The organism is Bacillus sp. FSL R5-0416, from assembly GCF_037975425.1.
GTDB classification, from domain to species: domain Bacteria; phylum Bacillota; class Bacilli; order Bacillales; family Bacillaceae; genus Bacillus; species Bacillus subtilis.
Map to the genome: position 1 here is coordinate 2,516,047 of NZ_CP150252.1, position 20,247 is coordinate 2,536,293.

Sequence of the window (20,247 nt, forward strand, 5' to 3'; positions counted from 1 at the left end):
AGGGTCGATCATGCTTCGTGATCCTATAAGATGTATGAATGGACCAAGAGTGCAGGTAATACCGCCATTTGCTTTCCTTACTTTTCAAACCTATCCTTTACTATATGCGGATACTTAATATTTTTCTCCCATACTACAAATGTCCCCAAAACAAAACGCCTCCTATTTATCAGCGCAAACTAATAAATAAAAGACGTTTGATTTAATGACCACTTAATAAGCTCATGTTTAAGAAGCCTTATGCTCTAATCTCAGCTTATCCGCAACCATTGCAATGAATTCGCTGTTGGTAGGTTTAGCTTTTGTCATGCTGACGGTATAGCCGAACAGCGAGGAAATGGAATCAATGTTTCCTCTGCTCCATGCCACTTCAATTGCATGGCGGATCGCTCTTTCTACACGGCTTGCGGTTGTGTTGAATTTTTTGGCGATGTCCGGATAGAGGACTTTTGTAATGCTGCCTAGCAATTCGATGTCATTGTATACCATTGAGATTGCTTCGCGCAGATAGAGATAGCCTTTTATATGTGCCGGGACGCCGATTTCATGGATAATGCTTGTGATGCTCGCGTCGAGATTTTTCTTTTTTGGTTCAGGCTGGCTGCTGCGTATAATACTGCTTTGCGATGATGGCGCACGATGCGTCACACTGCTGGCATTTCCGCTGACCTGGCGGATATGACCGACAAGGTTTTCCATATCAAACGGTTTGAGAATAAAGTAGGACGCGCCTAAATCGACGGCCTTTTTCGTGACATCTTCCTGTCCAAAGGCTGTCAGCATAATGACATTCGGCTGTTTTTTCAGATCTGATTCCCTCAGCCTCTCTAAAACCGCAAGTCCGTCTAAATGCGGCATAATAATATCTAATACGAGCACATCGGGATCTTTTTCTTTAAACAGCGACAGGCATTCCTGTCCGTTATAAGCAACGCCGATCACTTCCATGTCTTCCTGTCCTTCTATATATTCACTTAACAGGCTTACCAGCTCTCGATTATCATCAGCAACACAAACTTTAATTTTCTCCACGTTTCTTCCTCCCCAAATGTAGTTAACAGGATTCACCCTTGCTACATGTTTACATTCGACAAAACCGCTATATACCCTCTAAAAAAATCATAATCACCAATATTAGTGGCATATCTTTGTTATTCTATGTTTTTCTCTGTTTTTCGACTAAAAATGAAATTTGACAAACAAGGAAACGTGAATTTGTCGAAAAATCTTCTTTTGTATATTTTACCGTATGTATTCTGAGAAGTGAAGAGGGATCAAAATAAAAAAACTGCCGGAAACTCCGGCAGTCAGCTTGCTTTTTCTTTTCCATAAATATCGATTCCTGCTTCTGACAGCATCCATTCAATATGAACACCGTAGCCGCTTGTCGGGTCATTTACAAATACATGGGTGACAGCACCGATCACTTTTCCATTTTGAATAATCGGGCTTCCGCTCATCCCCTGTACGATGCCTCCTGTTTCTTTCAACAGCCTTGGATCGGTAATTTTCAACACCATTCCTTTTGTCGCAGGGAATTTTTGCGGCGTTGTGCTGACGATTTCAATATCGAATTTTTCTACTTTGTCATCATCAATAACGGTTAAAATTTCAGCCGGCCCTTTTTTGACTTCGGTAGAAAACGCAACCGGCAATGCTTGATCTGATATGTTGTTTTGAATCGGCTGATGCAGTGTGCCGAAAATCCCAAACGGGCTGTTTCTGTTAATATCCCCGATCGTTTTGCGTTCTGAGGAAAATCGCGCCAGTTTTTCTCCCGGATTACCGCCTGTCCCTTTTTCAATTGATGTTACAGTGGATTTAACGATTTCTCCATTCTCCACTACAATTGGTTTCTTTGTGTCCATATCGGAAATCACGTGGCCAAGTGCTCCGTATTTTTTTGTTTTCGGTTCATAAAAGGTCATAGTGCCGATGCCGGCAGCAGAATCTCTGATATATAACCCGATTCTGTATTTGCCTTCTCCTTCATCCTTTTCTGGGATCAGCTTCGTTTTGATTTTCTGTTTATCACGTTTGATCAGTAAATCTAAAGATTCACCAGTTTTCCCAGCCTTTTGAATAAATGGGGCTACATCATTCATTTTTTCAATTTTCTGTCCATTCATCTCAATAATGATGTCGCCCGCTTCAATTCCGGCCGTTTCTCCCGGAGATTTTTTGCCTTCACTTGTATTGATTTGATGAAATCCGACGACAAGAACACCGACGGAATGAAGTTTTACACCGATTGATTGTCCGCCAGGTATAACCTTTAAATCAGGAAGAACATGCACTTTTGTTTTTTTAATTGGAAATCCGGCAAGATCGTATACCAATTCTGACTCACCTGATTTTTTGCCCGTCACCTTGATTTCATGCGGATCTTTCTTTACTGTAAACGCTTCTGAGGATTCTGATGGCTGAGCGTTTACCGATAAACTCGTTTCAATCGCTTGTGTTTGGGTTTCAAATACTCTCATTTGCGTTGGAATCAGTAAATATTCTTTTAGCGGTTTGCATAAACCTACACTTAATAACGAAACAAGGAGAATTAAACCTACTGCTTTTCTGATGTTATCGGGCATTCACTACTTCACTCTCCTCGCTCCTATCCCACACCTTCTTTATGACTTGCTGCTACATCATTTAATTTTGCCTTCTGACGGCTTATTTATAACTGTCATATGAAGAAAAACATTGGATATACTGATGAACGAATGGATGCGCACGAAAAAAATAAGCTGCGCTTCTCGCGCAGCTTACCCAGTTGTTTTGACTTGATCCGCTTGTTTTAAAAGTTCTTTCGCATGGCGTTTCGTTAAGTCGGTTACTTCGACACCTGCAATCATGCGTCCGATTTCCGCTACCTTTTCCTGCTTAGAGAGCGGCTTAACACGTGTCGTCGTTCTGCCGTCTTTTAACTCCTTCGCAATATAAAGATGCGTATCTGCCATGGCAGCCACCTGAGGCAGGTGTGTAATGCACAGCACTTGTGAACCTATTGACACCTTATGGATCTTCTCAGCGATTGCCTGTGCGACCCTGCCGCTTACACCGGTATCAACCTCGTCAAAAATGATCGATGTCACATCCTGTTGTGAGGAAAAAATGCTTTTTATGGCAAGCATCACCCGTGACAGCTCTCCACCTGAAGCGACTTTCGAAAGGGATTTCAGAGGCTCGCCTGTATTGGTTGAAATTAAAAACTTCACAAGGTCAATCCCTTGTTCAGTCAGCTGAACGGGCTGGCCGTTTACAATCGGCGCCTCTTCATTGCGTGACACTGTTCTGACCTTAAATTCCGTATCAAAAGTTGATTTTTCCATGTACAGGCTTTTTAATTCCCGATGAATCTCACCAGCCAGCTTTTTCGCCCATGTTTTTCGGATTTGTGAAACATTTGCCGCTTCCACTGCGACATCTTTGCCGACGGAGTCAAGCTCCTTTTTCAAGCTTTGAAGGTGGCTGTCCCTGTTTTCAATTTGGTCAATCTCTTCTTCAATTTTTGAAGCATATTCCAAAATGTCTTCAACAGTGGCACCGTATTTTCGTTTCAGCTGTTTGATTTCATTAAGTCGCGTCTCAATATAGTTCAGGCGTTCCGGATCAAATTCAAGCTCATCCAGCATATTTCTCATCTGAAATGTGGCATCCTCAAGCAAATAGTAGGAGTTCGAAACACTTTCAGACAGTTTTTTCAGCGGTTCGTTAATATCAGAGATATCTTCAAGCTGCGCAGATGCCATTCCGACCCAGTCCAATCCGCCCTGCTCACTGCGAAGCGCGTTATATGCATTTTGCAGCGATTCATATATCTTCTCAAAGTTTGAAATTTGCTGGCGCTCTTCTTGGAGCTGTTCATCTTCGTTAAGCTCTAACTTTGCCGATTCGATTTCTTCGAGCTGAAATTGAATAAGATCAAGACGATGGGCCATTTCCTGTTCGCTTTCAGAAAGCTGCTTAAGCTTTTTGAGCAGCTTCATATACCGCTGGTACCCTTCCTGATACGTTTTGAGCGCGCTTTCCACTTCGGCCCCGGCAAACTTGTCCAAAAGCTGGAGATGATTTTCATCTTCCATTAACAGCTGGTTATCGTGCTGCCCGTGAATATCTAATAAAAGCCTGCCGATCTCTCTTAGCGAGGCAATCGTGACAAGCTTGCCATTGACACGGCAAACGCTTTTCCCGGTCGTGCTGATATCCCTTCTCATGACGATCATTTCGTCTGAAACGTCGATTCCCTGCTCAGCGCATACATCTAAAACAGGATGGCCGCTCTCCAACAGAAACAGCCCTTCAAGTTCGGCTTTTGCTTCCCCATATCTAACAAATTCAGATGATCCGCGGCCTCCGACTAAAAGAGAAATGGCATCTATGATGATGGATTTGCCGGCTCCGGTTTCTCCTGTTAAAACCGTAAGCCCGCGTTCAAAAGAAACCGTCAGTTCCTCAATAATGGCAAAGTTTTTAATCGATAGTTCAGCTAACAAACAGCATTACACCTCTTATCTTTGTTAGATTCTTACAGCAGTTCAAGCAGTCTGTTTTTTACACCCTCTGTATCTCCAGGAGTCCGGCAAATAATTAAAATCGTGTCATCTCCGCAAATGGTCCCCATAATTTCATCCCAGTCCAAATTGTCCATCAGCGCCCCGATTGCCTGAGCATTGCCCGGCATCGTTTTCAGTACGATCATATGGCTTGCAGAGTCTATTTTCACAAATGCGTCCATCAAGGCCCGCTTTAGCTTAGACAGCGGATTGAAACGCTGGTCCGCCGGAAGACTGTATTTGTAAGAACCATTATTTGTAGGCACTTTTACAAGGTGAAGTTCTTTAATATCCCGTGATACCGTGGCTTGCGTTACTTTGTATCCATCCTGCTTTAGCATGTCGACCAATTCATCCTGCGTTTCGATTTCATTGCTTGTAATGATCTCTCTGATTTTAATATGCCTCTGGCCTTTGTTCATGTAAGCACCTCTATTTCCAAGCTTATCTGTTCTTTTATGTTATATGATTCTCTGCACATTGTACATGAATGCAGAAAAAAGGAATAATAGCGCCCTATTATTCCGGTACATCTGCTTTTTTTTCTTTTAACGTCTTATGTGCTTCTTCTACAACGCGCATGATCTCTTCTTCCGGCAGCTCCTGGCCTTCCTGTCCCTCTCCCGGCCAATGCAAATGAAGGAGAAACTCAATATTTCCGTCTCCTCCCGTGATTGGAGAAAATGACAAGCCTTTACAGATATAGCCTTCAGCGGCAGAAAAACTGATCATTCGCTTGAGCACATCAGCATGCACTTTAGGATCTCTGACAATCCCTTTTTTGCCGACGGATTCCCGTCCCGCTTCAAACTGAGGCTTAACTAGAGCCATGCAGTCGCTGCCCGGTACGAGTAAAGTCCTTAGGACAGGCAGGATGAGCCGCAGTGAAATAAAGGACACATCAATTGTGGCAAACTCCGGCATGCCCTTTGTAAAGTCTGCCGGTGTTGCATAACGAAAGTTCGTCCGTTCCATCACGACGACCCGTTCATCCTGTCTAAGCTTCCATGCAAGCTGATTATAGCCTACATCCACAGCGTATGACTGTTTAGCTCCATTTTGCAAAGCGCAGTCCGTAAAACCGCCGGTGGAGGAGCCAATATCAATCATAATTTTATCTTTGACAGAGACGGGAAATTCCTTCAACGCTTTTTCGAGCTTTAAGCCGCCCCTGCTCACATACCTCAGCGGGTTTCCTTTGACAGTTAACGGAAGGTCGCGGTCAATTTTTTCTCCAGGCTTGTCCAAGCGGTTTTCGTTTGAATAGACGATCCCCGCCATAATGGCTCTTTTGGCTTTTTCACGCGTTTCCGCCAGCCCTCTTTCCACTAATAATACATCTAATCGTTCTTTCTTTGACGTCATGATCCAATTCCTTTGTGTGTCTTTGGCGGCATCAGTAATCTAATACGATTTGCCACCTGCTGTTTTGTCAGTCCAATTTCCTCAAGAAGCGCTGTTACACTTCCGTGTTCAATAAACCGATCAGGTATACCCATTCTGTCGATCGGAGTATGATATTCCCCTTGATCATGAGCGAATTCTAAAATCGAGCTTCCGAAACCGCCTTCTAAGACCGCTTCTTCAATTGTTAAAATTGGCAAGCCTTCTTTTAGGATACTCTTCATCATCTTTTCATCAATCGGCTTAATAAAACGCGCATTCACAACGCGCACGGAAAGGCCTTCTTTCTGCAGCTCTTCGGCTGCTTCAATCGCCATTTCGATTGTTGTGCCGAATGTTAAGATGACAGCATCGTTCCCCGGACGCAGCACCTCCCACGTACCGATCGGAATCGTTTTCAACTGTTCATCCATTTTTACGCCGAGTCCGTTTCCGCGCGGAAAACGCATCGCTATCGGGCCTTCGTCATAGCTAAGTGCTGTATGAACCATGTGCTGGCCTTCATTTTCGTCTTTCGGCATCATTAAGACCATGTTTGGAATGTGGCGCATAAACGCAATATCAAACACGCCTTGATGTGTCTCTCCATCAGCGCCAACGAGTCCTGCACGGTCAATTCCAATAAACACATTGGCGTTTTGGCGGCAGATATCATGGACAACTTGGTCATATGCCCTTTGCAGGAAGGTTGAGTAAATCGCCAAAAACGGCTTCATACCCTGCATTGCCATAGCTGCCGCCATCGTTGCGGCATGCTGTTCTGCGATTCCTACGTCGAACATCCGGTCAGGGAATTCCTTTGCGAAACCTTCAAGCTTTGAACCGACAGGCATAGCCGGCGTAATGGCTACAATGCGTCCGTCCTCGCGCGCCATTCGCTGCACAGTTCCGCTGACAAGACCGCTCCACGAAGGAGCTGCGGCTTTCGGCTTTACAAAGTCACCGGTATTAATTTTATATGGTCCGGTACCATGCCATGTCCCAATCGTATCGGTCTCAGCCGGTTTGTACCCCTTCCCTTTTTTCGTGATGACATGCAGAAGAACAGGGCCTTTCGTTTTTTTGGCGTATTGAAGATTCTCAATCAGCTCATGATAAGAATGTCCGTCCACTGGGCCCAAATACGTAAAACCGAGCTCCTCGAAAAACATTCCGGAGACGAGCATGTATTTCAGGCTGTCTTTGACTCGTTCCGCCGTGGCGGCAAGCTTGCCCCCAACTGCCGGAATCTTTTTAAATAAGTATTCAAGCTCATCTTTAACCCACTGGTATTTCCCCGCAGTACGGAGCCGTCCAAGCATAGAGTGAATGGCACCGACATTCGGCGCAATACTCATTTCATTATCATTAAGGATGACAATCATGTCTTTTTTCTCGTCGCCGATGTGGTTAAGGGCTTCGAGCGCCATTCCGCCGGTCAGCGCGCCGTCACCAATGATCGGAATAATATATTCATCCGTTCCTTTAATATCACGGGCAGCTGCCATTCCCATCGCGCCTGACAGAGAAGTCGAGCTGTGCCCGGTTTCCCAAACATCGTGCTCGCTTTCACTCCGCTTTGGAAATCCGCAAAGCCCTTTGTACTGGCGAAGCGTCGCAAATTCTTTTCCGCGTCCTGTCAGCAGCTTATGGACATACGATTGATGGCCTACATCCCATAAAAATTTGTCTTTCGGGCTGTTAAATTCCTTATGCAAAGCAATAGTAAGCTCTACGACACCTAAGTTTGGGCCGATGTGGCCGCCGGAAGCGGATAAACTTGTAATTAAAAACTGACGGATTTCATCACTTAATTTCTCTAATTCATCAATGGACATGTTTTTTAAAAACGACGGGTCCTGTATTGATAAAAGATCCAAAGCGGATCAACTCACTTTCAGCATGAATTTCTGCAATGATACATGTCTTTTGCATGCCGAGCTGACAATAATCTCAGACATAAAAAAAGACAAACGCGCTTTTCCTTTTCATTTTTCATATAAACTGCTTACATTTTACCATATCTCGTGCAGCCGCTTCAAATTAGGATCGTTTTAGTGATCTCTTGCCGCAATTAAATCACAAAGCTCATATAAAAGGTCTTTTTGAAGAGAGAGTCCGCCGATCAATCGCTTCGCCTCTTTTATATGAACATCCAATTTATGTTTGGCCCCTTCCAATGAAAGAAGCGACGGGTATGTCGATTTGTCATTTGTGGTATCCGAGCCGACACGTTTGCCGATTTTCTCTTCACTGCCTTCTAAATCTAAAATATCGTCTCTGATTTGAAATCCGATTCCAATGTGGCTGCTGAAGGTACGCAGTGTTTCAATGTCTTCCTCAGGCGCATCAGCCAAAATAGCACCGGCGATTACACAAAAGCCAAGGAGCTTGGCAGTTTTCCGTTCATGAATGGATTCGAGCTCTTCAAGCGTGACTTGTCGGTTTTCCGCTTCCATATCAGCTACTTGCCCACCGACCATGCCTTCGGTGCCTGCCGCTGAAATCAGTTCATTCACAAGCCGCAGGCGCTTTTCTGCTGACACCTCGTCTGACACGTGGGAGGTAATCAGCTTAAAGCTTTCTGTGAGCAACCCGTCACCCGCTAATACTGCCGTCGCTTCACCAAACACTTTATGGTTTGTCGGCTTCCCACGGCGCAAATCGTCATCATCCATGCATGGAAGATCATCATGAATTAACGAATACGTGTGAATCATTTCGACAGCACAGCCCACCGGAATGCCGTCTTTTTCGCTTTTTCCATATGCGTTTAAAACAGCCAGTACAATCAGAGGCCGCAACCGCTTTCCGCCGGCCTGTAGAGAATACAGCATAGACTTCTTTAATGAGTCCGGCATATCAAGCTTTTCTGTATAGACAGAAAGCTGATTTTCAATTGTTTTTTTCCGGTCCGCCAGAAAGCTCGTTAATTTATTTGTCACCTTCGTCTTCCTCCTGAACACTGAAAGGTGCCAGTTCGCCGTCTTCTTTTAAAATGAAGTCCATTTGCTTTTCGACTTTTTGCAGCTTTTCATGGCACATTTTTGACAGAGCCATGCCTTCTTGGAAATAGTTAATGGCTTGCTCTAGAGGCACATCTCCCTCTTCAAGCTTTGATACAATGCTCTCAAGCCCTTTCATCGCTTCTTCAAATGTCATGTTTTCATTTTTTTTCACGTCTGTCATTTTTCTTCCCCTCTCTTTTCTAATACTTCACAGGTCAGCACGCCATCCTTCAGCTTGACTTCAAGCCGGTCCTGCTCTTCTATTTGACTGACACTTTTAATGAGTTTATCTTCTTTATAAGCCAAGCTGTATCCTCTTTCCATCACTTGAAGAGGATTTAGTGCATTCAGCTTGCCAAGAACGGTTTGAAATTGGGAATGCAGCTGCTTCATTTGGATATTCATATTTTTTCTCAGCTGATTTGTTTGTTCCTGATATCGTGTTCTTGCTTGTTTCAGCTGTTCATGAGGATGCAGTGCCTCTAATCTGTACGTTTCACGCTCCAGCTGTCTGCTTTTCCGATCTAAAAGAGCGGTCAGCTGTGCTTGAAACTGCTGGTACGCGAGGTCAAACTGCTGCTCTTTTTGCGCATACAAACGCTTTGGAAAACGAAAGGCATAGGACGATTGCAGCGTTTGTATCCGTTCTTTTTTCTGGCCGAGATGCTGCTGCATTGCTCTTGTCATTCTGACTTCCGCTGTTTTTGTCCGTTCGATTAAATCAGTGGTATGAGGCACAGCAATCTCAGCTGCTCCTGTCGGCGTCGCAGCTCTGATATCGGCGACAAAATCACTGATCGTAAAATCCGTCTCATGTCCGACTGCCGATATAATCGGAATATTGGAAGCAAAGATGGCGCGTGCTACAATTTCTTCATTGAATGCCCACAGTTCTTCTATCGAACCGCCGCCTCTCCCGACAATTAATACGTCGCAAATCTCTTTTTCATTTGCCTCTTCAATGCGCGTAACGATGGATCTGCTCGCATTTTCACCTTGTACGAGCGCTGGAAGAACAATGACTTTTACAAGGGGATATCTTCTTTTTAGAGTTGTAATAACGTCTCTGACAGCGGCACCCGTTGGAGATGTCACAACCCCGATTGTGGCTGGAAATGCGGGGATTTGTTTTTTGTAGCGGTCGTCAAATAAACCTTCTCCGGCAAGCTTCTTTTTTAATTCTTCGTACGCTAAATAAAGCGCTCCAACCCCGTCAGGCTGCATTTCTTTGGCATATAATTGATAGTTTCCGCTCGGTTCATATACGGAAATTCCGCCTCTTACCAGCACTTTCATTCCGTTTTCAGGTTTAAAAGGCAGACGCTCGCTTTGTCTCGCGAACATCACCGACTGCATTCTTGCGTTTTCGTCTTTTAAAGTGAAATAAATATGCCCTCGTGTGTGTATCTTTACATTCGACAATTCGCCTTTAATCCAAATATTTTCAAGGTGAGGATCTACATCGAATTTTCGTTTTATATACTTTGTCAGCGCTGAGACGGTCACATACGCTGCTTCACCCATGTCTAAAAACTCCTCTCCTAAGCATTCCTGCACCATAACTAAAGAAAACCCGCCCTGGCTTTAGGAGCCTCAAGAAGCGGGTATCGTGCTCATATTCAAGGCGGGCAAACATTTCGCCTGTGAATATCTCCAATTATCTATGATAACGTACGTTTCGCAGATTTAACAGTATTATGCGCAAGCATCGTGATGGTCATCGGACCTACTCCGCCCGGAACCGGCGTGATGAAGGACGCTTTTTCCTTTGCCCCTTCAAATTCAACGTCTCCGCAAAGCTTTCCGTTTTCCAGACGGTTAACGCCGACGTCAATGACAACAGCGCCCTCTTTGATCTGGTCTGCACTGATGAAGTTGGCTCTGCCGACTGCCACCACCAGGATGTCCGCTTTTTTCGTATGTTCAGTAATATTTTCTGTTCTTGAATGACAGTAAGTAACCGTCGCGTTTTCATTTAATAAAAGCTGGCCGACAGGTTTGCCGACAATGTTGCTTCGGCCGACTACAACAACCTCTTTACCGGAAAGGTCAATATTGGTTTTCTTCAAAAGCTCAACAATTCCATGAGGCGTGCAAGGAAGAAACGTATCTTCGCCAAGCAGCATTTTCCCTACGTTTAACGGATGAAAACCGTCTACATCTTTATCAGGGGAGATACGTTCGATCACCGCTTTTTCAGAAATATGGTCTGGGAGCGGAAGCTGAACGAGAATGCCATGAAACTCAGGGTCTTGGTTATATTGATCAATAATGGAAAGCAGTTCAGCTTCTGTGAGGCTGCTGTCAAATTGATCGAGCTTGAAATTCATTCCCATTGTTTCTGCCGCTTTTTTCTTTCCTCGCACGTAAGAGTGAGAAGCAGGATCATCTCCAATCAAAATAACCGCCAGTCCGGGAGTGACGCCTTGCTTTTTAAGCTCTTCTACCTCTTTTGCCAATTGTTCGCGTTTTTCTCTAGCCGTTTCTTTTCCGTCGATGATTGTTGCAGTCATTTTCTTTCCTCCTATGATTGTTCAATATCAGATTTAATGTTAGAAAGAACCCCGTTTACAAACTTTGTCGCTTTGTCATCACCAAACCGTTTTGCCAGCTCAATCGCTTCGTTCATGGAGACATTCACCGGAATGTCTTCGGCATATGCCATTTCATATGCTGCCAGGCGCAAAATCGCACGGTCAACATTGGCAATCCGATCGAGCTTCCAATTCACCAGATGCTTGGAGATCATTTCATCCAGCTGGTCTTGGTGTTCCAATACCCCGTGTACAAGCTGTTCAAAGAAAGGATCTGTTTTTTCTTCATCCAGTGCGTGTTCTATGGCTTCATTCACTGCAATATCGCTGACATCAATTTGAAATAGTGCCTGCAAAGCTTTTTCTCTTGCTGTTCTTCTTTTCATTTTCTTTCTCCTTTGATCCTCTTTATCCGCTTGTCGTTAAGCCACAAAGAGATCATAACATATTTTTTTCGTATCCGCATATTGAAATCAAGGTTTTTTACCCTATTACCGAATATTTTCACACACCTTAATATGATTATTCGGATTTCACGTTCATGAAGAAACTCGGCTATGTAAGCCGGCTTTCTTCATGCTTTGAAATAAAGGGTAACGTGTAAAAAAACCAAAGGGCCGCCCTCCCCTTGGTTTCGTGTTAAGCCATTTACATTTCTTCGTCGATTTGGACTTCTTGGGCTTTTGTGTCAAATTGAATGCCGACGATGTGAATATTGATCTCGTTAATCGAAAGAGACGTCATATTTAATAAGGTTTGACGAATGTTTTCCTGAACGGATGCTGCAACTTTCGGAATCGAAACGCCAAATGTAACGACACAGTATACATCGATCGTAATTCCGTCTTCCGCCAGGTCGACTTTGACACCTTTGCCATGATTCACTTTGCCAAAGCGCTCAACGACGCCTGTCGCAAAGTTTCCGCGCATTTCGGCAACCCCATCAACTTCTGATGCTGCAATGCCGGCAATGACCTCAATGACCTCCGGTGCAATCTCAACCTTACCCAAATGCGTATCTTCGTGATCCATTTTAAGCAAGCTGTTGTCTTTCATTCAATTCACCTCCGTAAAAATTATGAGCCCATTACATCATATGTTTCTAAAAATTTCGTATTAAACTCTCCGCTCACAAATGTTTCGTGTTCAAGCAGTTTTAAATGGAAAGGGATTGTTGTCTCAATGCCTTCGATGACGAATTCGCTCAATGCGCGCTTCATGCGGGCAATCGCTTCATCCCTCGTTTTTCCGTATGTGATGACCTTTGCAATCATGCTGTCATAGTACGGTGGGATGGAATAGCCAGGGTACGCAGCTGAATCGACACGGACACCAAGACCGCCAGGAGGCAGGTACATTTTAATTTCACCAGGTGACGGCATGAAATTTTTACTTGGGTTTTCTGCGTTGATTCGGCATTCGATGGCCCAGCCTTCAAATTCAACACCCTCTTGCTTGAGGCTCAGTTCCATTCCTGATGCCACTTTGATTTGTTCCTTGATCAGGTCAGTTCCCGTCACCATTTCTGTGACTGGGTGCTCTACCTGAATTCTCGTGTTCATTTCCATGAAGTAATAGCGCTGTTCATTGTAGTCATAGATAAATTCAACTGTTCCAGCACCTGTATAGCCAACCGCTTTTGCAGCCTTTACCGCTGCATCTCCCATTTGCTCCCTGATTTCTGAATCAAGGGCAGGAGATGGTGATTCTTCCAAAAGCTTTTGCAGGCGTCTTTGGATCGAGCAGTCGCGTTCGCCCAAATGGATCGTATTTCCGTAGTTATCAGCAAGCACTTGGATCTCAACGTGGCGAAAATCTTCTATGTATTTTTCGATGTATACACCTGGATTTCCGAATGCAGTTGCCGCTTCCTGCTGTGTAATCTTAATGCCATTAATCAGTTCCTCTTCAGTGCGGGCAACCCTAATTCCTTTTCCGCCTCCGCCTGCGGTGGCTTTTATAATTACAGGATACCCAATTTCATTAGCAAGCGAAACCGCTTCTTCCACATTTTCTATAATTCCCTGTGAACCCGGTACGATTGGCACGCCGGCCTGTTTCATCGTTTCCCGCGCAACGTCTTTTGTTCCCATTTTTGAAATGGCGTCAGCGCTCGGGCCGACAAACGTGACATTCACTTCTTCACATAATTCAGCGAAATCAGCATTTTCAGCTAAAAATCCGTATCCCGGATGAATGGCGTCCGTGCCAGTCAGCTTTGCAACACTCACAATATTTGTAACGTTTAAATAGCTGTCTTTTGATGCTTTCGGTCCGATACAAAAAGCTTCATCGGCCATTTGAACATGAAGGGCATCTTTATCAGCTTCTGAATAAACAGCGACAGTCTCAATTCCGAGCTCTCTGCAGGCTCTGATGATTCTGACAGCAATTTCTCCTCTGTTGGCGATCAATAGCTTTTTAATCATGTTCAGTCTCCTTACTCCGCTTTTACAAGAAATAGAGGTTGTCCGTATTCGACCAGCTGGCCGTTTTCTACTAATACTTCAACGATTTCGCCTTTCACTTCTGCTTCGATTTCGTTGAAAAGCTTCATCGCTTCTACAATGCAGACAACTGTGTTTTCATTTACTTTTGAACCGGCTGTTACATACGGGCCAGCTTCCGGTGATGAAGAAGCATAAAATGTTCCTACCATTGGTGAAGTGATTTTATGCAGATTCTCATCTTGCTTTGGTGCTTCTTGGGCAGGTGCCGCTGCTTGCTGCGCTTGCGGCTGAACTGCCTGCGGAGCCTGTGCTTGTACAGGTGCTGCCGGTGCCTGCTGCATGACTTGAACCGTGCCTGCTTCGTGTTTTTTCAGTTTTAAGGATACACCTTCATTTTCATATACGAATTCGTCAATTGTAGACTCGTCAATTGCTTTAATCAGCTCGTGGATTTCTTTGATATTTAACATTCAATCGCACTCCTATGTATGAAATTTCTTTTTTATAGGTTACTACTAAAAGTACATACTATGTTCATCTTACAGGAGCGGACTTTTGAATTCAACTCTAATATGACAGCAACGCAAAAAGCCCGCTTGTTTAGCGGGCTTCTTTTTCCTCTTTCTTACTTGGATGGTTCAAATGTGACAGCGACATCTTTCATTGTTTTGATTTCTTTTGCCACAAGGTCTATAATGGCTGTCGCCTTCGATTTGGAGTGTTTGTCTGATTTGACTGTAATATTGATTTTATCTCCTTCAGCATTAACAAGCGCATCCTCGTAACCTTGTGTTTTAATCAGCGTTTCAAGCTGTTTTTCTGTTCCTTCCACTTCACTGAGAGCCGTCATTTTATCATATGCTTCGCTTTTCTCCTTGGCTGTTGCATCATCGCTTGACACAATGGCATTCAGCTCTTCTCTTTCTTTGCTTCTGGCATCTTCTAAATCAAGACGGTACGTTGTAAACAGATCATCATCGGCTGTTTCCGTAACAACAGTTCCTTTTTCACTGGCTTCAGCGGATGTTTCCTTGTCTGCTGATGAATCTTTCGTTCCCTTTGTTCCATCTTCTTTTCCTTTTTCAGTTTCTGTACCGCTTTTTTCCTTCGTGTCTTGCTTGGCAGGCGCTTTTTCAGTTGCGACCTCTCCGCTGTCAGACGCGCTTTTTTCACTTTGCATCTGCACGGCGTTTTTGCTTTCCGGCGACATGATATAGTAGACGCTTAACACCACGACAAGACTGAGCATTGTTAATAGCCAAACGGTTTGTTTTTTAAGCATTTATGAATCCTCCTTTATTTTTTTAGGGGCAACCGCAACCCGGTGGCTTGGAACATCCAGGACCCGTGTCACCGCTTCGATAATGGTTTGTTTTATTTGAACGTTGTCCACTCCTTGAGCAACAACGAGTACACCGCGTATATCAGGTTTTTTCGTTTGGACGACGACAGGTGTTTCTTTATCGCCGTTTTTGATCATGACGATTTCTTCCTCCGATGTTTGGTCTGTAACGCTTCTTGTTCCGCCTTCTTTGTCAGTTTCTTCAGTGGTTGTATTTTTGTTTGATTTGTTTTTTTCGTATACTTTCAGCGACGTTGCATCTACATTCACGACAACCGAGACATCGTCCACACCAATGATTGTTTCAAGGATTTCTTTCAGCTGATTTTCGTATTCTTTTTCATAGTCATCGATCGAGTCTTTAGGTTTATCAGATTTTGAGGCTTTAAACACTTCGGCTGTTTTCTCTTTGCTGTCTGCGGAATGTTGTGATGATACGGCCGTTATCGTTTTGGCGTTTTCAGTTTTCTCAGGTGAAGAAAACAGCTGGCTGACAAGCATAAAGGAAACTCCGAGAACAAAAACGAATAGAAAGTAATGATATTTGGTCAGCTTCGGCTTTTCGCCGTCCTTCGTTTGTCCCGGAAGAAACTGCTTTTTCAATACATTCCATAATCCGTTTTTATTCATTGCCGACACTCTCCCCGCCTTCCATATGAACCGTAATTTTCTCACTTCCGATTTCCCAAATGTCCGCGAGCTGCGTTTGTATCTGTTTGGCTTCTTTTTGTTCGGCTGCTTCTTTTGTTACGTATGCATGATCTGTATCAATGTGGACCGGCGCGACCGTTTGGACCGTTTTTTCAGAAGACGGGGCCATATACACGCTGATTGTTTTAATATCCTCTTCTGAATCTACCTTTTCTCCTGCCGTGAGTTTGATGCGGCCTACTTTATATTCATCATGACTGAATCTCTCCTCCGCTTTCTTTTTTAGTTGGACAGCCATTTCTTCTAGAATATATGCGCGCTGGGAAGCTTGTATTTCTATTTTTTTTGAATTGATTTGATTTTTTATGTCGGCAGACTCTGACTGCCCGTTTTTTGTGAGGTATTCAAAGATGACTTCGGGGTCTGTCTTGAAAAGTTTAAAAATCGGCGTAAGCATGACGACAATCAAGAGCAGGCTGACTACCATTTTTGCGTACTTTTGCATGCTGGAGCTCGGCAGCAGCATATCAATCACAATTGCAAATAGGATAAACAACACGATGGTGGTAAGCCATTCCGTTAAAAAACTCATTCGCCTGCCTCCTTCATTTCATCATCATCGTGAGGTTTCCGGCTGTGATTATGACAGTAAGGCTTAAAAAAAACATGAGAGACACAATGGCGAGAGCTGCAAAAATATAAATGACGCTTTTGCTGATGACGTCGAGGCAGGTGATGACGGGCCCGCCTCCTAGCGGCTGAAGAATCGCGGCTGCCAGCTTATAAATAAAAGCGAGGGAAAGCACTTTGATTGCCGGAAATGCCGCAATACAGATCAAAATAGCGACACCGAGAATCCCTACCGTATTTTTCAGCAGTAAAGAGGCGCTGATTACTGTATCTGTTGCGTCTGTAAACATTCGGCCAAGCACAGGAATAAAATTTCCGGTTATAAATTTAGCCGTCCTGAGCGTAATGCCGTCTGTCACTGCAGCTGAGGCTCCCTGAACAGAGATGACGCCGAGAAAGATGGTAAGAAAAACAGCCAGTGCTCCGATGGCGATATTTCTGAGCAGGTTGGCCAGCTGCGTTACTTTGTATTGTTCAGTCATCGTGCTGACAATGCTCAGAATCGCTGATAAAAAAATCAGCGGCATGACGATATTCTGAATCAAGAGACCGCTCGTGTTCATCAGGAAGAGGATAACAGGATGAAAGAAGGCAGCAGATACAGCTCCGCCTGAGGAAGCCAAAAGCGCCAAGAGGAGCGGAATGAGCGCCAGGATAAAGCTGGTCATCGTCTGAATCGCCTCAGTTGCATAGTTAATTGCCACATGAAAGCTATTAAGCGCAAGGATAATCAGCACCATGTACACAATTGAGTAAGCGACCTTACTGACGGTGCTTTGCTGAAACGCATTTTGCAAAAGCTGCAGAATGACGCAAAAAATCGTGAGCAAAATCAATGTGCCCAGCAGCTTTCCGTTGGCAAGCACTTCATGAAACAAATAAGAAAAGAGAGCTTTCAGCCATTCTTGCGGTGAGAATGATTTATCGCCATTGATAAACTCCATTAAGCTGCCTTTTTGGCTTTCCGGCAGCAGTCCGCCGTATTCTGTCATAATGTCATTCCAAAATTCTCCGATCTTATCTGTTTCAAGCGAGGCTGCTGTCCTTTCTGCTAATTGCTCGGCTGTTTCAGCATGGTCTTCCGTTTGTTCTGCATTACCAGCTGCTTGTACAATTTCTGCACGGCCTGCTATGATCAGCACGGCCAAAAGCAAAACCCATTGAAAGCGCTTCAATCTACCGCCTCCTTTCGGTTATGACATAGAAGGTATAAGTCCGAGAATCGTTTCGATAATGACGGTTAAAATAGGCACAGCCATTACGAGTATTAAAATTTTCCCCGCCAATTCTATTTTCGAGGCGATGGCTCCTTGACCGGCATCTTTTGTGAGCTGTGCCCCGAATTCAGCAATATAGGCGATTCCGATAATCTTTAAAATGGTTTCAACATAGACCATGTTGACATTTGCATTAATCGCAATTTTTTCTATCATTCGAATAATGTCGTAGATTTGATCTACCAAATAAAGAAAAATGGCACATCCGGCAAAAACGACGATTAAAAACGCAAAAGTCGGCTTTTGTTCTTTTACAATTAAAGAAAGGAAGGTGGCGATCAGCCCTAAACCTACAATTTGAACAATGTCAATCTGCAAGCCCCCCCTATCCTTGGAATAAAAACACAGCTTTTATCTTTTTAAATAGGTCATCTACAATCGTGGCGACCATAAATAAAATATAGATAAAACCTAACAGCGTCACCCACTGAGCATATTCTTTCTTGCCCATCTGATCCAATATCGTGTGTAAAAAAGCCACCACGATTCCCACTCCGGCGATTTGAAATATGACATTCACGTCTACTCCCATTTTATTTTTGCTCCCCTCACGTTTACATCAATAGAAGAATGAGTAACAAGCCCGCTAAAAAGCCCAAACTTTTTATCATCTTTTCATTTTTCGCTTGCGCCTGCTCAGCATCCGCTTCAGAGGCTTCCAAATGTGACAGCGCCAGCTTGATGTGCTTTTGCTGAGAGATTCGATCATGAATCCCGAGCGTCTCGCCAAACTGCTTCAGCACTTCGTATTCGCTTTTTTTCAAAGACAGGGTGTCCCATACCTTCTTTAAGCTTTGCTCCCACGCCGTTTTCGCGGAATCACTTCCCTTGTCCAGCTGATCACTGAATGCGGAAAAAAGAGCTGAAACAGGCTGTGCGAGCTGTTTGGCAATCTGCATTGAAGCAGTATGAAGCGGTGTATGGCCGTACATGATTTCAGCCTCGAGGGATTGAAGCGCCGCACGCAGCTGGCGGATTTGCCGCGGCCGTTCTGTATAAATCTTCGCCATCTCAAAACCTGTCCATGTTGTCGCTACCACAATGAATACAGCGCCCAGCAGCTTCAGCATGTTTTCACGCCCGTCGTCCTAGACAGCACATTTCCGTCTTTGTCATAAATTTGGCTCACTGTGCCCGGCCCTTTTGCTCTTGATAATTCCAAATAGCGGTCAAAGGCTCTTTCTTCCCACAAACGCTTCAATGAAGGCCGCTTCATCAGGTCGGATATGCTCCAGCCATGCGCCGATACGATTACTGAAACACCGGCATGCAGTGCCTCCAGAAGTGCATCTGTATCTTCCATACGCCCGATTTCATCGACAATCATCACCTCAGGGCTCATGGATCGAATCATCATCATCAGCCCTTCAGCTTTTGGACAGGCGTCTAACACGTCAATTCTCTGACCAAATTGATGCTGCGGAATGCCGCGAAGACATCCGGCAATTTCTGACCGTTCATCGACGATTCCTGTCTTAACGGGCAGCATGGGTTTTTTGCCGGTGCTTGAGAGCCTCGCAAGGTCCCGGAGAAGTGTTGTTTTGCCGGTTTGGGGCGGTCCGATAATCAGCGTATTCAGCCAGCTGCTTTGATATAAGTATGGAAGCAGCGGCTCCGCAATCCCCAGCTTTTGCCGGGCAATTCGTATATTAAAAGATGCGATATCACGGAGGCCTTTCACACCTCCGTTTTCCGTAATGACTCTGCCCGCCAGTCCGACTCTGTGGCCGCCTCTGATCGTGACATACCCTTTCTTCAGCTCTTCTTCTAGTGTATACATACTATAGTTGCTGAGCCGGCTCAGGATCAGATGGGCATCCTCGGCCGTGCCCGCATAGGACAAATACACAGGTTGTCCTCTTCGAATCAATTCAACAGGGCGGTTGATCCGAATTCTGACTTCTTCGATTTCCAGCCATTGTTGTTCCGGTATTTCAGAAAGGGCGTTTTTCATGGATTCAGGGAGAACCTCAGCGATTTCATTCAACAGAGCCTCCTCCTTTCTACCGATTGGCTTCTTTAAAATGTATGATGTGAGGCAGACTTTATGACAAGCCTCTCTTTATTTATGAACACCCGCTAAAATCAAGACAACACCCGTAAAAATCAGAATCAGCTTTGCATACGAAAGCTGCCCGGCAATTTGGTAGATTCCGACAGTCATCGTAATGATAAAAATCAACGGACCGACAATAGCGAGAATGCTGTTAACCACAACCGCCTTCCGGACATCGTTGGTCACAAGCATGACAATTGCTGCCGTCAGCTCAATCATAGAGGATAAAACTCGTAATCCCGCCATTGTTAAAACAGTAGAATTGATATTTCCAAGTAAAAATTTCATAGCACTCTCCCAACCTCCCATTTTTTTATATGATATGCTCTAGCTTGCTGAAGTAGTCTTGTCATTTTCGTATAA

General features: G+C 44.4%; 23 protein-coding genes. All 23 read right to left on the reverse strand.

Annotation, left to right across the window (positions count from 1 at the left end):
* Nucleotides 1–228: 228 nt before the first annotated feature.
* The 23 genes from spo0A to NYE20_RS13425 all read right to left on the reverse strand — a co-directional run bounded on the left by spo0A (nucleotide 229) and on the right by NYE20_RS13425 (nucleotide 20,172).
* Entirely contained in the window at nucleotides 229–1,032 is an 804-nt protein-coding gene (gene spo0A, locus NYE20_RS13315) for a sporulation transcription factor Spo0A (protein ID WP_003226427.1), read from the reverse strand.
* A 275-nt stretch (nucleotides 1,033–1,307) separates the two neighbouring features.
* Nucleotides 1,308–2,588, reverse strand: coding sequence for a SpoIVB peptidase (gene spoIVB, locus NYE20_RS13320; protein WP_021480004.1), 1,281 nt, complete (start codon nucleotides 2,586–2,588; stop codon nucleotides 1,308–1,310).
* Nucleotides 2,589–2,762: 174 nt separating this feature from the next.
* Nucleotides 2,763–4,493, reverse strand: a complete 1,731-nt coding sequence (recN, locus tag NYE20_RS13325; RefSeq protein ID WP_032726123.1) for a DNA repair protein RecN — start codon at nucleotides 4,491–4,493, stop codon at nucleotides 2,763–2,765.
* A 32-nt stretch (nucleotides 4,494–4,525) separates the two neighbouring features.
* The gene (gene argR / locus NYE20_RS13330) at nucleotides 4,526–4,975 is read right to left on the reverse strand and encodes an arginine repressor ArgR (RefSeq protein ID WP_021480005.1); all 450 of its coding nucleotides are present in this window, start codon (nucleotides 4,973–4,975) and stop codon (nucleotides 4,526–4,528) included.
* A 97-nt stretch (nucleotides 4,976–5,072) separates the two neighbouring features.
* Nucleotides 5,073–5,918, reverse strand: coding sequence for a TlyA family RNA methyltransferase (locus NYE20_RS13335; protein WP_003230264.1), 846 nt, complete (start codon nucleotides 5,916–5,918; stop codon nucleotides 5,073–5,075).
* Nucleotides 5,915–7,816, reverse strand: a complete 1,902-nt coding sequence (gene dxs / locus NYE20_RS13340) for a 1-deoxy-D-xylulose-5-phosphate synthase (protein ID WP_015384069.1) — start codon at nucleotides 7,814–7,816, stop codon at nucleotides 5,915–5,917. Before dxs ends, NYE20_RS13335 begins: the two co-directional genes overlap by 4 nt.
* 174 nt (nucleotides 7,817–7,990) lie before the next feature.
* Nucleotides 7,991–8,881 carry a polyprenyl synthetase family protein gene (locus NYE20_RS13345; RefSeq protein ID WP_003230262.1) on the reverse strand — a complete coding sequence of 297 codons (891 nt, stop codon included), beginning with the start codon at nucleotides 8,879–8,881 and terminating at the stop codon, nucleotides 7,991–7,993.
* The gene (locus NYE20_RS13350) at nucleotides 8,871–9,125 is read right to left on the reverse strand and encodes an exodeoxyribonuclease VII small subunit (protein WP_003226409.1); all 255 of its coding nucleotides are present in this window, start codon (nucleotides 9,123–9,125) and stop codon (nucleotides 8,871–8,873) included. Before NYE20_RS13350 ends, NYE20_RS13345 begins: the two co-directional genes overlap by 11 nt.
* Entirely contained in the window at nucleotides 9,122–10,468 is a 1,347-nt protein-coding gene (xseA, locus tag NYE20_RS13355) for an exodeoxyribonuclease VII large subunit (protein ID WP_070547524.1), read from the reverse strand. The genes NYE20_RS13350 and xseA overlap by 4 nt, the downstream gene beginning before the upstream one ends.
* Nucleotides 10,469–10,605: 137 nt before the next feature.
* The gene (gene folD / locus NYE20_RS13360; RefSeq protein ID WP_003230259.1) at nucleotides 10,606–11,457 is read right to left on the reverse strand and encodes a bifunctional methylenetetrahydrofolate dehydrogenase/methenyltetrahydrofolate cyclohydrolase FolD; all 852 of its coding nucleotides are present in this window, start codon (nucleotides 11,455–11,457) and stop codon (nucleotides 10,606–10,608) included.
* 11 nt (nucleotides 11,458–11,468) lie between these two features.
* A complete protein-coding gene (gene nusB / locus NYE20_RS13365) occupies nucleotides 11,469–11,864 on the reverse strand; it encodes a transcription antitermination factor NusB (protein WP_003230256.1) in 396 nt (131 codons plus the stop codon).
* 262 nt (nucleotides 11,865–12,126) lie between these two features.
* Entirely contained in the window at nucleotides 12,127–12,534 is a 408-nt protein-coding gene (gene yqhY / locus NYE20_RS13370; RefSeq protein WP_014480235.1) for a fatty acid biosynthesis protein YqhY, read from the reverse strand.
* Nucleotides 12,535–12,554: 20 nt separating this feature from the next.
* Complete coding sequence (gene accC / locus NYE20_RS13375; protein WP_339183181.1) at nucleotides 12,555–13,907, reverse strand: acetyl-CoA carboxylase biotin carboxylase subunit; 1,353 nt, start codon at nucleotides 13,905–13,907, stop codon at nucleotides 12,555–12,557.
* 11 nt (nucleotides 13,908–13,918) lie between these two features.
* Nucleotides 13,919–14,398: an acetyl-CoA carboxylase biotin carboxyl carrier protein gene (gene accB, locus NYE20_RS13380; protein ID WP_003230252.1), complete on the reverse strand. Its 480-nt coding sequence runs from the start codon at nucleotides 14,396–14,398 to the stop codon at nucleotides 13,919–13,921.
* Nucleotides 14,399–14,553: 155 nt separating this feature from the next.
* Nucleotides 14,554–15,210 (reverse strand): stage III sporulation ratchet engulfment protein SpoIIIAH, encoded by a 657-nt coding sequence (gene spoIIIAH, locus NYE20_RS13385; RefSeq protein WP_003230250.1) that lies wholly within the window; start codon nucleotides 15,208–15,210, stop codon nucleotides 14,554–14,556.
* The gene (gene spoIIIAG / locus NYE20_RS13390) at nucleotides 15,211–15,900 is read right to left on the reverse strand and encodes a stage III sporulation protein AG (protein WP_014477307.1); all 690 of its coding nucleotides are present in this window, start codon (nucleotides 15,898–15,900) and stop codon (nucleotides 15,211–15,213) included.
* A complete protein-coding gene (spoIIIAF, locus tag NYE20_RS13395; RefSeq protein WP_003230233.1) occupies nucleotides 15,893–16,513 on the reverse strand; it encodes a stage III sporulation protein AF in 621 nt (206 codons plus the stop codon). Before spoIIIAF ends, spoIIIAG begins: the two co-directional genes overlap by 8 nt.
* Before the next feature lie 13 nt (nucleotides 16,514–16,526).
* Entirely contained in the window at nucleotides 16,527–17,726 is a 1,200-nt protein-coding gene (gene spoIIIAE / locus NYE20_RS13400; protein WP_003230230.1) for a stage III sporulation protein AE, read from the reverse strand.
* Nucleotides 17,727–17,744: 18 nt separating this feature from the next.
* Nucleotides 17,745–18,146, reverse strand: a complete 402-nt coding sequence (spoIIIAD, locus tag NYE20_RS13405; RefSeq protein WP_003230228.1) for a stage III sporulation protein AD — start codon at nucleotides 18,144–18,146, stop codon at nucleotides 17,745–17,747.
* Between the two features lie 7 nt (nucleotides 18,147–18,153).
* Nucleotides 18,154–18,360 carry a stage III sporulation protein AC gene (spoIIIAC, locus tag NYE20_RS13410; protein ID WP_003153142.1) on the reverse strand — a complete coding sequence of 69 codons (207 nt, stop codon included), beginning with the start codon at nucleotides 18,358–18,360 and terminating at the stop codon, nucleotides 18,154–18,156.
* Nucleotides 18,361–18,382: 22 nt separating this feature from the next.
* Nucleotides 18,383–18,898, reverse strand: a complete 516-nt coding sequence (gene spoIIIAB / locus NYE20_RS13415) for a stage III sporulation protein SpoIIIAB (protein WP_085186480.1) — start codon at nucleotides 18,896–18,898, stop codon at nucleotides 18,383–18,385.
* The gene (spoIIIAA, locus tag NYE20_RS13420) at nucleotides 18,892–19,815 is read right to left on the reverse strand and encodes a stage III sporulation protein AA (protein WP_015714242.1); all 924 of its coding nucleotides are present in this window, start codon (nucleotides 19,813–19,815) and stop codon (nucleotides 18,892–18,894) included. The genes spoIIIAB and spoIIIAA overlap by 7 nt, the downstream gene beginning before the upstream one ends.
* 75 nt (nucleotides 19,816–19,890) lie before the next feature.
* Nucleotides 19,891–20,172: a YqhV family protein gene (locus NYE20_RS13425; RefSeq protein WP_004398639.1), complete on the reverse strand. Its 282-nt coding sequence runs from the start codon at nucleotides 20,170–20,172 to the stop codon at nucleotides 19,891–19,893.
* Nucleotides 20,173–20,247: the final 75 nt, after the last annotated feature.